General features: G+C 42.5%; 14 protein-coding genes. 2 read left to right on the forward strand and 12 right to left on the reverse strand.

Annotation, left to right across the window (positions count from 1 at the left end; genetic code table 11):
• Positions 1–31: 31 nt before the first annotated feature.
• Positions 32–1,207: an HD-GYP domain-containing protein gene (locus G337_RS0108965; RefSeq protein ID WP_028863591.1), complete on the reverse strand. Its 1,176-nt coding sequence runs from the start codon at positions 1,205–1,207 to the stop codon at positions 32–34.
• A 64-nt stretch (positions 1,208–1,271) separates the two neighbouring features.
• On the reverse strand, positions 1,272–1,610 hold the full coding sequence (locus G337_RS0108970; RefSeq protein WP_028863592.1) for a hypothetical protein: 339 nt from the start codon (positions 1,608–1,610) through the stop codon (positions 1,272–1,274).
• A gap of 434 nt (positions 1,611–2,044) precedes the next feature.
• Between G337_RS0108970 and focA the strand changes: the two genes are divergently transcribed.
• Complete coding sequence (gene focA, locus G337_RS25905; protein ID WP_037027272.1) at positions 2,045–3,544, forward strand: formate transporter FocA; 1,500 nt, start codon at positions 2,045–2,047, stop codon at positions 3,542–3,544.
• Between the two features lie 113 nt (positions 3,545–3,657).
• Here focA and G337_RS0108980 read toward each other — a convergent pair whose 3' ends face one another.
• The 8 genes from G337_RS0108980 to G337_RS0109015 form a co-directional block, all read right to left on the reverse strand.
• Complete coding sequence (locus G337_RS0108980; RefSeq protein ID WP_028863593.1) at positions 3,658–4,557, reverse strand: LysR substrate-binding domain-containing protein; 900 nt, start codon at positions 4,555–4,557, stop codon at positions 3,658–3,660.
• Between the two features lie 228 nt (positions 4,558–4,785).
• Complete coding sequence (locus tag G337_RS25910; protein WP_051303092.1) at positions 4,786–5,649, reverse strand: putative metalloprotease CJM1_0395 family protein; 864 nt, start codon at positions 5,647–5,649, stop codon at positions 4,786–4,788.
• Positions 5,650–5,662: 13 nt separating this feature from the next.
• Positions 5,663–5,935: a hypothetical protein gene (locus G337_RS0108990; protein ID WP_028863594.1), complete on the reverse strand. Its 273-nt coding sequence runs from the start codon at positions 5,933–5,935 to the stop codon at positions 5,663–5,665.
• Between the two features lie 84 nt (positions 5,936–6,019).
• Positions 6,020–6,382 (reverse strand): peroxiredoxin family protein, encoded by a 363-nt coding sequence (locus G337_RS25915; protein WP_037027273.1) that lies wholly within the window; start codon positions 6,380–6,382, stop codon positions 6,020–6,022.
• A gap of 119 nt (positions 6,383–6,501) precedes the next feature.
• A complete protein-coding gene (locus tag G337_RS0109000) occupies positions 6,502–8,001 on the reverse strand; it encodes a carbon starvation CstA family protein (RefSeq protein WP_028863595.1) in 1,500 nt (499 codons plus the stop codon).
• 280 nt (positions 8,002–8,281) lie between these two features.
• Positions 8,282–9,010 carry a two-component system response regulator BtsR gene (gene btsR, locus G337_RS0109005; protein ID WP_028863596.1) on the reverse strand — a complete coding sequence of 243 codons (729 nt, stop codon included), beginning with the start codon at positions 9,008–9,010 and terminating at the stop codon, positions 8,282–8,284.
• On the reverse strand, positions 9,003–10,712 hold the full coding sequence (locus G337_RS0109010) for a sensor histidine kinase (RefSeq protein ID WP_028863597.1): 1,710 nt from the start codon (positions 10,710–10,712) through the stop codon (positions 9,003–9,005). The genes btsR and G337_RS0109010 overlap by 8 nt, the downstream gene beginning before the upstream one ends.
• Before the next feature lie 185 nt (positions 10,713–10,897).
• Positions 10,898–11,146 (reverse strand): hypothetical protein, encoded by a 249-nt coding sequence (locus G337_RS0109015; RefSeq protein ID WP_028863598.1) that lies wholly within the window; start codon positions 11,144–11,146, stop codon positions 10,898–10,900.
• A 160-nt stretch (positions 11,147–11,306) separates the two neighbouring features.
• On the opposite strand from G337_RS0109015, the gene G337_RS0109020 reads away from it, so the two are divergent.
• Positions 11,307–12,608, forward strand: a complete 1,302-nt coding sequence (locus tag G337_RS0109020; RefSeq protein WP_028863599.1) for a DEAD/DEAH box helicase — start codon at positions 11,307–11,309, stop codon at positions 12,606–12,608.
• 55 nt (positions 12,609–12,663) lie between these two features.
• Here G337_RS0109020 and amrA read toward each other — a convergent pair whose 3' ends face one another.
• Positions 12,664–13,242, reverse strand: coding sequence for an AmmeMemoRadiSam system protein A (amrA, locus tag G337_RS0109025; RefSeq protein WP_028863600.1), 579 nt, complete (start codon positions 13,240–13,242; stop codon positions 12,664–12,666).
• Positions 13,243–13,350: 108 nt separating this feature from the next.
• Positions 13,351–14,130 (reverse strand): AmmeMemoRadiSam system protein B, encoded by a 780-nt coding sequence (amrB, locus tag G337_RS0109030; RefSeq protein ID WP_028863601.1) that lies wholly within the window; start codon positions 14,128–14,130, stop codon positions 13,351–13,353.
• Positions 14,131–14,189: the final 59 nt, after the last annotated feature.

Raw genomic sequence — 14,189 nt, forward strand, 5'->3', positions numbered from 1 at the left:
CCCGGCAGTTCAACGCCGGGTATATTTACGGCTAATGTTTTATATTCCATTTTACATAGGATTCTATGCTTAGAATTTTAATCTCATCCTGCTCAGCTAAATTAATCAGCTTTCGCGGTACATAACAGCGCTTCTTAGTATTAACAAATACTTCCACCTGCGGCTTAAGCATATTGTCACTGATATCAATAACGGTAGCTAAATGCTGATTGCTCAATAAAACTAAACTGCCGGCAGGATAAATACCAACAGCCTGAATAAACTTACGCACTAAATCAGGATTAAAATGCGTACCGCTCCATTTTAATAATAGTTTTAATACCTCAGAAGGCTCTTTACCCACGTGGTAACAACGATCCGCGGTCAGCGCATCATAAACATCCACAATGGCGGCCATCTGTCCATAGGTGCTTATTTGATCGCCTTTTAATCCCAGCGGATAACCATTTCCGTCAAATTTCTCATGATGCTGGGCGGCGATATCCATGGACACCTGCGACAGTCCCTTGGTTTTTTCTAATATCAGGCGGCTGTCAACAACATGCTTTTTCATAATAACAAATTCCTGGTCGGTTAATTTTCCAGGTTTATTTAAAATTTCATCCGGTGTTAACGTTTTGCCTATATCATGCAGCAGTCCGCCGATACCTACATTATTGATTGTTTCGATGGGCAGCCCCATACTTTTTGCAAAGGACATCAATAATACGGAAAAACTTACCGAATGTTCAAAAGTGTATTTATCCATAGCTCTAATACGAGAAAGTCCTAATAAAGCATTGGGGTTACGTAAAATAGAGGCACTCATTTTATTGATAACCGGATTCACCTGCTCTAATTCTACATGCTGGCCCATTTTTGCATTAGCCATCATATCGGTGATAAATTCACCCGCTTCTGCAAATGCAATTTTAGCCGGGCCTAATTCCTGCAGCACGCTGACTTTTCCAGGTTTATCCTGCGAACGCTGATCAATAACCTTTCGCAGCTGACCGTTTTCCGCTTTTCTTTTCTCGATAAATATATCTAATCCTTTTTTTATATCTATCTCGATCTCTTTAACACCGGCCGCAATAATTTTTCGAATCTCAGTATCAGATTTAATCTTAAAGCGGTTAACCGCAAATGGATGATTCATCCAGCCGCACTGTAAATCATTAATATACATACCAATACGGAGCTGGGTTACTTTAATCTTTTTTAACATAATTTTTTACTTAAGTTTTAGAGACCAGTTTGAAATGCCGGGCAAAGTTATTCAGCGAAAAATACTAGCGCCCAAAATACTGATTAATAATTTCTTCAAGGTTATCTTCTAATAACTCTTCGAAATGATCTAAGTTTTCACCGAATACATTCAAATACTGACCGGCTTTACTTCGTGTCAGCTTTTTAGAAGCAACTTGAAATTCCATTTCAGCTAAGCTTTTGTCGAACCTCGGTACAATTGACCAGTTGATATAAGGGCTGGCACAGGCCTGCAGCTGCATTTGTGCAAAATCGCAGAATTCATTAATGTATTGACTGCCGTCGGGCCCTAAGGATCCCGGCTCCATACGAAATATAACAAACATTTTTCTATTTTCTGGAATGCCGCTGGCAAACGTCATTTGCTTTTCCTTATGCTGATAGCCGTCTTCATGAGTGTCACACAGCATAATACAGCAGGACTTCACAAAGCGATAAAATGATCTCAAAAACACATGCCGTTTCAAACTAATCTGTGTAAACGCATAAAAAACGTTCTATTACAGTTATCTGTGCTGAGCGTCAGTTGTTCTACTGATTGAGTATATACCCAAACATATAAAGCAGCGGCATCCGCTGAAGCCTGCTTATACGGATTTAATATAAAAAACCAGCCATCATTATAATTGAAACCCAGCTTATAAATTATCAAATATTATTATGGTTATATTTCTTCTATTGTAACTGGGCGTTACAGACTAACGCCGATATTTATTCATTAAGGAGAAGTTTATGAAAATTGCGCAGACCATTATTAAACAACTAAATAGAGGCGTGCACAGTCACGACGTTCATTATGAGCTCTAATCAGCATTACCCTGTCAGGCTGGTGAACAATGACCAGCAGAAAACGCCGGCAGCAAACAGTGTCATTGCGCAGGTAGAAGAGTACGGTTTGAAAAAAGTACAGAAATCAGTGTCGAAGTCATTCGCCCTTGCTGTTTTTGCCGGTGCTTTTATTGCCATTGCCTTTGTTTTTTATATCACAGTAACAACCGGTGCAAATGATGCTCCCTGGGGACTAGTCAGACTTTCAGGAGGCCTTGCATTTAGTGTCGGACTGATATTAGTGGTCGTATGCGGCGGAGAACTGTTTACCAGTACAGTATTAAGTACCGTAGCCTGGGCACAGGGGCTGTTTTCAACCGGGCAGTTACTGAAATGCTGGCTGCGTGTTTATCTGGGCAACCTGGCGGGCGCGGCTTTAATGCTGGCCCTGATTGTAACTGCACAGATGCATCTGCTTGACGGCGGCGCGTGGGGAATTAACGCCCTGCAGATTGCCCAGCATAAGCTCCATCACAGCTGGGCGCAGGCCTTTGCTCTAGGGATCCTATGTAACATTTTAGTGTGTTTAGGTATCTGGATGACATTCAGCTGTAAGGATGCTTTAGCAAAATCTATGCTGCTTGTGCTGCCTGTCGCGATGTTTGTCAGCAGCGGTTTTGAACACAGTATCGCCAACATGTTTATGGTACCGCTGGGCATTGCTGTTAATGCACTCAGTGAACCGCAGTTTTATATAAACCATGGGCTGGCGGCGGCTGATTTTGCGGACTTAACCTGGTCTAACTTTATCTTTCATAACCTAATTCCAGTAACCCTGGGCAACATAGTCGGCGGTGGTTTATTAATCGGACTTGGCTACTGGTTAATCGATGGTGACAGTAAAAACAAGAATAAAGACAACAATCTACACAATAGTAATAACAATAATGTATTTGAAACAAACAATCAGTTAACTAAATTTGGAGAAACTCATATTATGAAAAACACATTAAACAGCCTTACAGTAAGTCAGATTATGGATAAAGAGCCTCTGGTATTTTTACAAAACAAATGTATTTATCAGTCACTGGCTTTATTAACTGAGCATGAAATCGATGCAGCCCCTGTTATTGATGATAAGCAGCAGCTGATCGGCTTCATTTCACAACAGGATATTTTAAGACTTTTATGGTCTGAGGAGTACTCAACTGATTTAAACTATAAAATCGAAGATGCAATGCAGACAGAAATACTGACTGTCGACGCACAACAGCCTGTAGCGACACTGCTTGAGTTTATGGTTGTAGATAAAGAAAGACTGTTCCCGGTTAATGACGGCGGCATGCTGACCAGCCGCAGTTACCAAAGTTACGAACAGCGGCTTAAAAGTGCATCAGCACAGCGCCCTTCTATCTATCCAGTTATAAATAACGGTTTAATGTGCGGCGTTATAAGCCGACGTCAGATTGCGGCACTAGTTGTTAATCAATACCTGCCCGATGATAAAGTAGAAGCGCAGGTCGCTTAACTCTATTTCCCAAGGTATGAATAAAACAAGCCGCGGCTTGTTTTATTCATTTTCAAATTAAGTAAATCAACACTCAAAAGCCGGACACGATATTTTCCTTCCTCAGCCCACATCTAAAGTTTTAAACTAGAAATTAAACGCTTCGCCTCTGCGATTATGCAGTCACGCAGCGGGTTTTCACCGGCATCGGTACGCCAGGCAAATGATAAATTTCGTTTCATATTCAGATCCGGTGTTTCTAATATAACCAGCTCACCGTTTGCAACTTCTTTAGCGACGTCCAGTTTGGGTAAACACCCCAGGTAAAAACCATTTTTAACCAGCTCTTTGATAATCGGAATACTGTCATACATTTTCCATACATCAATATTTTCGATTAAACCATGCACCGCACCATCGAATATGTGACGGGTTCCAGCCCCCATTTCCCGTAAAATCCATTTTGCCTGTTCTAATTGTGCCAGACTGACCTTCGGATATTTGGCATAAGGATGATGTGCGCTGGTAAATATAACCAAATTATCTTCTGTCAAATCATGCTGAAATATTCGGCTATCATCATTGCGTCCTTCTATCAGACCTAGATCATATTCATGATTAATTAACCCCTGCACAACATGTTCAGTATTTTCAATACTAACTTCTATACGCAGTTCAGGGAAATCAGTATCAATTTTACTGATTAACTGCGGCAGTATATGCTCGGCAATTGTCTGGCTGGAGCAGAGCACTAAATTACCACTGATAATCTGCTGATCATGCAGCCCGAACTCAATCTGCTGCGCATCCTGAAGTAAACGTTTCGCTTTAGGACGAAGCCAGCGTCCCCAGTGACTTAAGGTTAAACGATTCCCCTGGCGGATGAATAACGGCCGGTCTAAAACACTCTCAAACTGCGAAAGAGACATACTCACAGCAGACTGGGTCATTGATAATTTTCGTGCGGCTGCGCTGACACTTTCCTGACTAGCCACAGCATCAAAAACAGCTAATTGTTTGAGCGAATATTTCATTTTTCATTCCTAAATAACAAATCATACCCCAACAGGTATCAATTTTTCTGATACTGAATTATGACGTGATTTTATAATGATTTTTTAAATAAAACAAAACAATCGGAATGATTTATTAATCTGCGGTGAGTTAGTTCTGCGTCTACATGGTCAAATTATCTTTAATAAGCGAAGAGTCCCGATAAACATCACTGATTTGTGTACTGCGGTTAACTAGCTGTGGTGTATTCAGATCTGCATCTGGAAGGTTGAATTCTCTTTAATAAGCGAAGAGTCCCGGTAAGCATCACTGATTTGCGTACTGCGGTTAACTAACTGTGGTGTATTAGTTTCTTCTGCAAGATGCTGCTCACCGGTAAAATGTTCAGGTACATGTGATTCATAGCGCGCGGCTGAATTTGTACTACTTTCATCTCCGCGCAGTTCCTGCTGAATATCACTGCGGGCATCGGACGCCATCTGGCCTGCCTTGGCGGCAACACGACGATCCTGACTGGAAGGTTCAGCGGGTGCTAATGCGGCGGCTTTTATCTGCTGGGCTTTGCGCAGAGTTGCCTGAGGATCATTGGGAACTCTTGATGTATCAATGGATACCTCTCCGGACACCGCATATTTGACACCGTCAGGCCCGGTTTGATAATCATAATGGGGAGTGCCGGCATACTGTCCGCCGACCGAAGCATGTGCTCTTTCATGGGCAATTACTTCCGCATCAAGTACCTGCAGACTGCTGATCTGCTTCAACTCTGCTTCACTATACTGCTCATTTTCCTGGTTCTGTTCGGGCTCACCTGCGTTTTTATCAGTGCCTTGTACAGCCTGCGGATCGTCTTCAGACTGCTTTTCTTGTGCATCCGCGACCTGCCCGCCCTGTGCTGGATTTTCCTGTTCAGGGACAAGGCTGACTGGTCTTTGATAGGTTGGGTTCTCGCTGATATTATCAGCACTGTTAATTCCAGGCGAGACAGAAATATCAACTTGAGGCGCGCTGACCTGTACTGCAGGCGAGGCTGAAACCTCAACCGAAGGTCTGCTCTGCACTGGTGAAAATGCGGCAGTATGCACTGCTGGTGAAGAGGTTGAAATATTCATAAAAACCAGCTAATTACACACGTACATCTACCAGACTGCCGACAGCTTCATCCGCTGTTACCTGTTTCCCGGATGCTAATGCCTGATGCTCAGAAACCCTTGCATTTACCACATCTTCACTGAGTTTTTTAGTCTGCTGCACCGGCTGCTCAGTTGTTACTTTATCAACGCTCTGCGTCTGCTTCTGAGTTTCTGTTTCCTGACGCTGCAGGGTTGATTCATTGTGCACACTTCGCTGCGGTACTATCTGCTGACTAGCGGCACTTGATGTTCCTGAAATGTCCATTTGCTGTTCCTCAAAATAAACCTGTACACTGTAATTATCGTACAATAGCGGCTAAATTACTAACTCTACGGGTTCATTTTTTAATCAGCTTAATATCGCCAGTTCAAATTTTGCGGCCAGTTTTTCTAAAGCTTCATCAGTTAACACTTCCACATTATCTGCATCAATTATCTTTCCTCTTTTAATCAATACAGTACGCGGATAACCAGGGCCGCCCAAAAGAGTTGTTAATTCTTGATGAGCATCGGACAGGAATTCATTTTTTACTTTCTGGACATTAACTTGATAGACAGAAATACCCTTATCGCTAAAAGTCTGTGCAAATAAAGGGAAATTATCAGCTTGCTGTGTACAGTCAGAACACCATTCAGCAACTATATTAACAATACAGGTATTAGTAGAAGTTATTAACTCATTGGCTTGAACCGCATTAATATATTTAATCATAGCTACTCTCGGTAAGTTTTACACTATAACAGTGTAAGTCAGTTCTTGAATTTTTCTCAAAAAAAACGGCTATTCATTTCTGAATAACCGTCATAATTATATAATATTGTTCAGAATTATTAAATTGATTCTAACTGCGCTTTATTTTTAAGATTTTCAGTCGCGCTGTCAACGCTTTCATCTTCAATATGTCTGCCTTTAGAACGTTTTATCACATAAGCTGTAATCATCAGCATTGCTAAAATACCCGTTACCGTTGATGCACTCATCGCTAAACCAAAGCCTAATGTGCTGTTATTAAGGATAAAGGTAATAATTACCGTAGTCATAAACATTGCCGGAGCAGTTGCTACCCAATGGAATTTATTATGACGCAGCAGATAAGCAGAAGCTGTCCATAGCATCATTACAGCTGTCGTCTGGTTAGCAAAACCAAAATAACGCCAGATAATGCCGAAATCAACCTGTGTCAAAATTGCGCCGATAACAAACAGAGGTAATGCCATCAATAAACGGTTACGAACAGATTTCTGCTCCAGATTGAAGTATTCAGCAAGGATTAAACGGCTAGAACGGAAAGCTGTATCACCAGAGGTTATCGGTAAGATAACCACACCTAAAAATGCAACGATACCGCCGAATACACCTAGCAGACCAATCGAGGTGTCATATACCACACTGCCGGGACCGCCATTACTGACCGCTTCAGATAACGCACCAACTGAGCCGAAGAAAGACAGTGCCAGTGCACACCAGATTAAAGCAATAATACCTTCGCCGATCATGGCACCGTAAAACACAAAACGTCCGTTACTTTCATTTTCTAGACAGCGTGCCATCAATGGTGACTGGGTCGCATGGAATCCTGAAATAGCACCGCAGGCAATAGTGATAAACAGTGCCGGCCATAACGGCAGGTCATTGGGGTTCATATTGGTGAACATCTGGCTCATCTCATAGTCACCTAATAAGGTATGATCGCCGGAGAAACCAAGCGCTACAACTAATCCTACTGACATAAAGATTAACAGTGCACCGAAAAACGGATACAAGCGTCCGATAATTTTATCGATAGGAACAATCGTTGCGATTACATAATATGAGAAAATGATAATGACCATAGTAAGCAGCGGCATTGCCAGATCTGTCTGCTGATTAACCAGATTAGTTAACATACCGGCTGGTGCCGATACAAAAACCACACCGACTAATAACAGTAGAATTAAAGCAAATATATTCATGAAATGTTTGGCATTTTTCCCCAGATATTTGCCGGTAATAGCCGGTACGGAGGCACCGCCGTTACGAATCGACAACATACCGGAGAAATAATCGTGAACTGCGCCGGCAAATATACAGCCAAGCACAATCCACAACATAGCGGCCGGGCCGTATAAAGCCCCCATAATCGGCCCGAATATCGGACCAACACCAGCGATATTCAGCAGTTGTACCAGATAAACTCTTTTAGTCGACATAGGTACATAATCGACACCATCCTGCTTACTATAAGCAGGTGTTTTACGTGCCTTATTAATGCCGAACACTTTTTCGATAAACGCCCCGTAGATAAAATATCCGCCGAGCAGCGCTGCAATACAAAATAGGAACCAAAGCATATTATTCTCTCTCTGTTTAAGTTGATAACAATAACAGCAGCTAGAGAGTTTAAATTAGAGACGCTTAGTTAAAACTATTCACTAATATCGATGTTATTAATATTACTGAACAGCTATAACAAAACGACTGATAATTTGTAAAACCGTCCAAATCCGTCTGTCATAACTAGCACTCTACCGGATAGATAAACAGATACACGGCATATATAGTTAAGCGGTCATATTCAGATTTAAACGGTCAACAGCATTTTTAAGTGGTTTTGCAGAATCGGCCGAAAAGTTAACTTAATGAAAAGCGGTCTTTTAAAGCTTTTAGGTAACGGCGGCTGACCGGCGCTGTTGAACCATTACAGGTAATGATTTCAGCCAGTGAATTTTCTAATAATTTGATTTCACGGATTGCGGTGGGATTAATTAAATACTGGCGGTGGCAGCGGATCAGGCAGGTTTTTTCCTCCAGCACTTTTAAACTAAGGGAGCAGCCCGCTGTCTGTTCAGTGCTGGACTGCATATTAGTGATAACATGAACGCCGGACTGATCTGAAAATGCCATTTCAATCTCATCGGGTTTGACTAATATAAAACGGTTATAACCGGCACAGGGAATTAACTCTAACTGCTCCTGCAGCAGACCACTGTAATCTCGTTTTGCGATACTCGATTTTAAGCGCTTCACAGTTTTACTTAAACGGCCGGGTTCAACCGGTTTCAATATATAATCAAAAGCATTATCTTCAAATGCCTGTAAAGCATATTCATCATAGGCTGTAACAAAAACAACGTGCGGCATAGTCTCCGGATCCAGCATGCTGAGCATCTCTAAACCGGTTATCTGCGGCATCTGAATATCCAGAAATATGACATCGGGTTTTAAACTGTTTACCTTCTGCAGCCCTTCAACTGCATTACTGCAGGAAGCAATAATCTCAACTTCAGCTGTTTCTTTTAATAATTCGATTAACTCTTCTCTGGCATACAGTTCATCATCTATCACAATCGCTTTAAGCATTTTTTTTGTTAACTCCTTTTATTTCCAGCAGTGGAAAAGTAATCTGCGCTGTACAGGAAACTCCTTTTTCGCAGGACATCTGCAGCCCGTATGACTGCCCGAAAGCATTTTTTAAACGTTTATCAACAATCTGCAGGCCTAAACCTGTTTCATTTTCTTTTACAGTATAGTTACCGGCATTATCGATAACCAGCAGTTCCACCAGGGGCTGAGCACTGTTTCTAACAATAGAGCCTTTCACCTGAATTCTGCCGTTTTCTAATAAGGTTGATGTGCCGTGTTTAACTGCATTTTCAACCAGCGGCTGCAGAGTAAAGGTGGGGACAACAACGTTATGCAGCTCGGGATCCACCTGAAATTCAACTTCTAAGCGGTCAGAAAAACGTGCCAGCTCAACTTCAAGGTATGCAGTGATATGCGCCAGCTCTTCTTCAATCGTCACGGATTCAATATTATGCTTTAAATTTCTGCGGAAAAATTGTGAAAGATGCTGAATCAGCTGTCGTGCTTTATCCGGATCGCGCCTGATCACGGCACTGATTGTGTTAAGGGAATTAAATAAAAAATGCGGGTTTACCTGAGCCTGCAGAAGACGCAGCTCTGCTTGTGTCAGTAATGTCTGCTGCTCAATATAGCGGCCGGTTAAAATCTGATTGGACAGCAGCTTTGCCAGCCCTTCTCCTAAATGACGGTTAAGCGTTGAGAACAGCTTCTGTTTCGGCTCATAAAGCTTAATAGTGCCTAATACTTCATCTTCCCCGCCGACTAGCGGTATAACCAGCGCAGAGCCTAATTTACATTTCTCATGCAGTGAACACTGGTAGGCAACTTCGTAACCGTCAGCGTAAATTAATTCACGATTTTGAATCGCCTGTCTGGTGCACTCAGATGAGATAGGCGTTCCAGGCAGATGATGGTCGTCACCGATACCAATAAACGCCATAATTTTTTCTCTGTCGGTAATGGAAACCGCCCCCACTCCCGTTTCTTCATAAATTATCTGCGCTATTTTTTTAGTGCTCTGCTGATTGAAACCGCTGCTTAAAATGCCGACGGAACGTTCGGCAATTTTTAATGCTTTGCTGGAAAAGGCTGCAGAGTACTTTTCATAAATCGCCTTTCGATCCTGGATAATACTCATAAATAAAGCAGCACCTATGCTGTTGGCGATAATCATAGGTAAAGCGATTGCTTTAACCAGGTGCAGCGCCTGCTCAAAGGGCTGCGCAACCAGCAGTATAATCGTCATCTGCATCACTTCTGCAGCCAGAAGAACCACAAAAGCAACACTCGGTTTAAATATTTTGTCCACCAGCCCGCGCCGGACATAATAACTGTGGATTAAGCCGCCTAATAACCCTTCGGCAGTGGTTGATATTGCGCAGGCTGTATCAGTAAAACCTCCCATGGTATAACGATGGATGCCGCCGGTCAGCCCGACGGCAAAACCAACCACAGGCCCTCCAAGCAGACCGCCCATTACCGCACCGATTGCCCGTGTATTAGCGATGGCATTCTCAATAGCTAAACCAAAATAAGTACCCAGCACACAAAACAGGCTAAACACCACATAACAGGCTAAACGCTGCGAAAAATGACCGGAAACTGTGGTTAAGGGCATAAATAAAGGCGTTTTACTTAATAAATACGCAATCACTAAATACACACTAAGCTGCTGCAGTAGTGAAAAGATTAATTCCATATAAGGTACCGGTTAAAGGAGAGTTGAAGGCAAATTAATAAACCTGCTCTAGCGAAGCGAAAAAGACAATATCAACATAGAGAGTGAGTTTTTATGAATACTGGTAAAATAACACAGCGCTGAGCTGTTGTGTCTGTAGTAAAGTATTTTCGTGATCTGCTTTTAATAAATCAGCATTACCTTGTTTACTGATAAGACAGTTTACGTTTTTTTAATTTTTTCAGGGCACACTTGCATAATCCCGAGTTTAAAGCCGGACAGTTTTTACAAGGTGTTGATTTAATGGGGCGTGAAGCAAATTCTGTGCTGCAGATAACAGACTGCACAGCTTTTGATTGAACTGCGGTCTTGAATTCCGTAGATGTGACCAGATACAGAGACGATTTTTTCTGCTCTTTTTTACTGCTGTATTTAATTTTTTTCTTTGCTGACATACGCCCGCCAATAATGATTATCATTCAGATAAAGTATAATAAATAAACGTTTAAACAGCAACTTGATAACAGCATGCATTTTATTAATGCCCAATAAGCCAGAGCTGTTATACTCGCGCCAATAATTGAATTTTGTATGTGTAATAGAGTGGTGATGTAAATGAGTGTTGATGCAATAGGTTTATCTTCTGAGTTATTAAAAGCTGTAAAAGCTTGTGGTTATAAAAATCTGACTCCTATACAGCAGCAGGCGATCCCACTTATCCGTACGGGTACCGATCTGCTGGCAAGCGCACAGACAGGCACAGGTAAAACAGCCGCTTTTACGCTGCCGATCTTAGATATATTAGCAAAAAACAGCAGTGCCAAGCCGGCTAACAATACAACGATTAAAGCGCTGATATTAACCCCGACTCGTGAACTTGCCCTGCAGGTCGCTAAAAACATTAAAGACTACAGCGAATTTTTACCCCTGACCAGCGGCGTAGTCAGCGGCGGTACAAATATGCCGGCACAGACTAAAATGCTGAAAAACGGTGTAGATCTGTTAGTTGCAACTCCAGGCCGTCTTATTGAACATCTGACACTAAGAAACGTGGATCTTTCCCATGTGAAATACCTGGTATTAGATGAAGCCGACCGCATGCTGGATATGGGTTTTCTTCAGGACATTGAAAGGTTAATGGAAGTTATCAAACAGAAACATCAGACACTGATGTTCTCCGCTACTTTCTCTAACAAAGTGAAAACCCTGGCTAACAAGCTGCTGACTACACCAAAAACTCTAGAGATCTCACCACAAAACTCTACATCGGGTAAAGTGAAGCAGCAGGTCTACTGGGTATCCGAACAGCGTAAACGTGAACTGCTGTCGGAGCTGATCGGGGTGAAAAACTGGAAACAGGTCCTGGTCTTTGCCGGTACTAAAGAGAGCGCTAATCTGCTGGCTAAAGAACTGCAGTTAGATGGAATTAAAACCGCTTTATGTCATGGTGATAAAGCTCAGGGCGCACGTAACAAAGCAATTGAAAAATTTGTCGATGGCAGCGTAAGAGTATTAGTGGCAACCGACGTAGCGGCCCGCGGGTTAGATATTCCGGATCTGCCCTATGTGGTAAATTTCCATCTGCCGTTTCTAGCCGAAGATTATGTCCACCGTATTGGGCGTACCGGTCGAGCAGGAAAAAATGGTATGGCGGTTTCATTAGTCAGCCCGAAAGATGAGCAGTTCTTAGATAATATCGAAGAGCTGATTGGACGAAAGTTTGAACGTATTGTTTACCCGGGTTACGAATTCGATGCGCAGTCATCTTCGCAGTATAATGATTCAGAGACAAAACCACTTAAGAAAAGCCGCTATAAAGCAACTCAGGAGCGCAATCAGATGCTCGCCCGCAGAAAAGAAGCTAATAGCCCGGCAGCAATTCGCCGTGCTAAAGCAAAGAAAAGAAAAGCCAGATAACACAGTAAAACCGGGGGATTTTTTCCCCGGTTTTATTCAGACCGCGGTAAAAACCTCAGCCTTCAATAACAAATGTAGAAAAGCGATACAGTTTCAGATCCTCACTCCAGTAATTTCTATGCCAGCCCCCTTTCTGTTTTAATGCCTGCACGAAAGTAATAGGAGTTGGTAAAGAATGCCATACAGTCGGCAGAAATATCGCGCTTCGCCCCCCTTCCTCTTTTAATAACAGTCCGTCACTCCCAACTTTCAGCTCTTTTAATAAAGCCTGCTCACCACTGTTTTTGAGCGGTTCCAGTTCCGATAGAACAGAAATTTCAAAAGATAAATACGGCAGTTCATTGCTCTGCACAGGCACAAAGCGCCGATCCTGACAGGCACTGTAATAACTGTACTCACAAACATTAAGCCACAGCGGCTTTTCGACACCGTATGTACCGATGCAGCCCCGCAGCTGCTTATTGATATACAAGGTCACAAAACAGGCTCGACGTGTCAGAAGAGCAGCCGATACAGGCGGTTCGGGAAGCACCAGAGTATGTTCTCTGGTGGTAGTCTCAAGAACCTGTTTTACCAGATTTACTAATTCGTTTTGTTCTGCTGTAGTAAAATTAATAGAGAATGAAACTGGCATATCCCACCACCTGCTGTTTGTTTCCTAAAGTGCCACCTGAACTTATTCTTTACCGGCTTAAATTAATAGAGAATGAAACCGGCATAACCCGCATCTGCTGCTTATAAATCAATAGAGGATAAAACTGGCATATCCCACCACCTGCTGTTTATTTCCTAAAGTATCACCTGAATTAGCCTGAGCAGTTAATTTAATTTTCCAGCCCTGTTTAGCTGCATAATCTAATAAACCATTAACAGCATAACAGCCGCAGGCATCCTGCCCATGCAGATTTGCTTCATAATTTAAAATTTTATCTATGCTTTGACTGTCTAAAATCTGTGCCTGCTGGTAACTGTGATAATGACTGAGATCCGTACTGACAATCACCACAGTAGACGGATCATCTGCCTGTAAAACGCTTAACAGCTCACTGACCAGCTGCGGCTGACACTGACCGACAACAATCGGTACTATGGTAAAATCCTGCAGACAGGTCTGTAAAAACGGGAGCTGTACCTCCAGAGAGTGTTCAAAGAGATGTGCCGAATCACAAAAGCTTACCAAAGCAGATTTCAACAGTTTCTTGTAGCAGTCGCTGGCGACATCTATTTTACCCAGCGGCGTGCTGAACACATCATAATTTGAAACTGCACAGCCCTGTAAGGGAACCCGGTGACTGGGGCCCAGTACTATAACGCGTTTAATCTCAGCTGCGGCATTAAGGTAAGCATAGGCTTCTCCAGCAACCGCCCCCGAATAACAGTAACCGGCGTGCGGCACAATAAGCGCATGCGGGTTAATGTTCGGCTCCGGTGACACAGAAATAAATGTATGCAGCTCTGTTTTTAACTGTTCAGGTGCAGCCGGATAAAAGCTCCCAGCTACAACCGGCCCTCTGTATTTCATATAAACCTCACAGCAGACAACATGTTAACTAAACATCTCAGATAAAAATAATATATGCA

It is taken from the genome of Psychromonas aquimarina ATCC BAA-1526, assembly GCF_000428725.1.
GTDB lineage: Bacteria > Pseudomonadota > Gammaproteobacteria > Enterobacterales > Psychromonadaceae > Psychromonas > Psychromonas aquimarina.

What these genes read in the sequence shown, in the direction of transcription:
- G337_RS0108965 (WP_028863591.1), bottom strand. Translation starts at nt 1,207, where the DNA reads ATGTTAAAAAAGATTAAAGTAACCCAGCTCCGTATTGGTATGTATATT.
- G337_RS0108970 (WP_028863592.1), bottom strand. Translation starts at nt 1,610, where the DNA reads ATGACGTTTGCCAGCGGCATTCCAGAAAATAGAAAAATGTTTGTTATA.
- focA (WP_037027272.1), top strand. Translation starts at nt 2,045, where the DNA reads ATGAGCTCTAATCAGCATTACCCTGTCAGGCTGGTGAACAATGACCAG.
- G337_RS0108980 (WP_028863593.1), bottom strand. Translation starts at nt 4,557, where the DNA reads ATGAAATATTCGCTCAAACAATTAGCTGTTTTTGATGCTGTGGCTAGT.
- G337_RS25910 (WP_051303092.1), bottom strand. Translation starts at nt 5,649, where the DNA reads ATGAATATTTCAACCTCTTCACCAGCAGTGCATACTGCCGCATTTTCA.
- G337_RS0108990 (WP_028863594.1), bottom strand. Translation starts at nt 5,935, where the DNA reads ATGGACATTTCAGGAACATCAAGTGCCGCTAGTCAGCAGATAGTACCG.
- G337_RS25915 (WP_037027273.1), bottom strand. Translation starts at nt 6,382, where the DNA reads ATGATTAAATATATTAATGCGGTTCAAGCCAATGAGTTAATAACTTCT.
- G337_RS0109000 (WP_028863595.1), bottom strand. Translation starts at nt 8,001, where the DNA reads ATGCTTTGGTTCCTATTTTGTATTGCAGCGCTGCTCGGCGGATATTTT.
- btsR (WP_028863596.1), bottom strand. Translation starts at nt 9,010, where the DNA reads ATGCTTAAAGCGATTGTGATAGATGATGAACTGTATGCCAGAGAAGAG.
- G337_RS0109010 (WP_028863597.1), bottom strand. Translation starts at nt 10,712, where the DNA reads ATGGAATTAATCTTTTCACTACTGCAGCAGCTTAGTGTGTATTTAGTG.
- G337_RS0109015 (WP_028863598.1), bottom strand. Translation starts at nt 11,146, where the DNA reads ATGTCAGCAAAGAAAAAAATTAAATACAGCAGTAAAAAAGAGCAGAAA.
- G337_RS0109020 (WP_028863599.1), top strand. Translation starts at nt 11,307, where the DNA reads ATGAGTGTTGATGCAATAGGTTTATCTTCTGAGTTATTAAAAGCTGTA.
- amrA (WP_028863600.1), bottom strand. Translation starts at nt 13,242, where the DNA reads ATGCCAGTTTCATTCTCTATTAATTTTACTACAGCAGAACAAAACGAA.
- amrB (WP_028863601.1), bottom strand. Translation starts at nt 14,130, where the DNA reads ATGAAATACAGAGGGCCGGTTGTAGCTGGGAGCTTTTATCCGGCTGCA.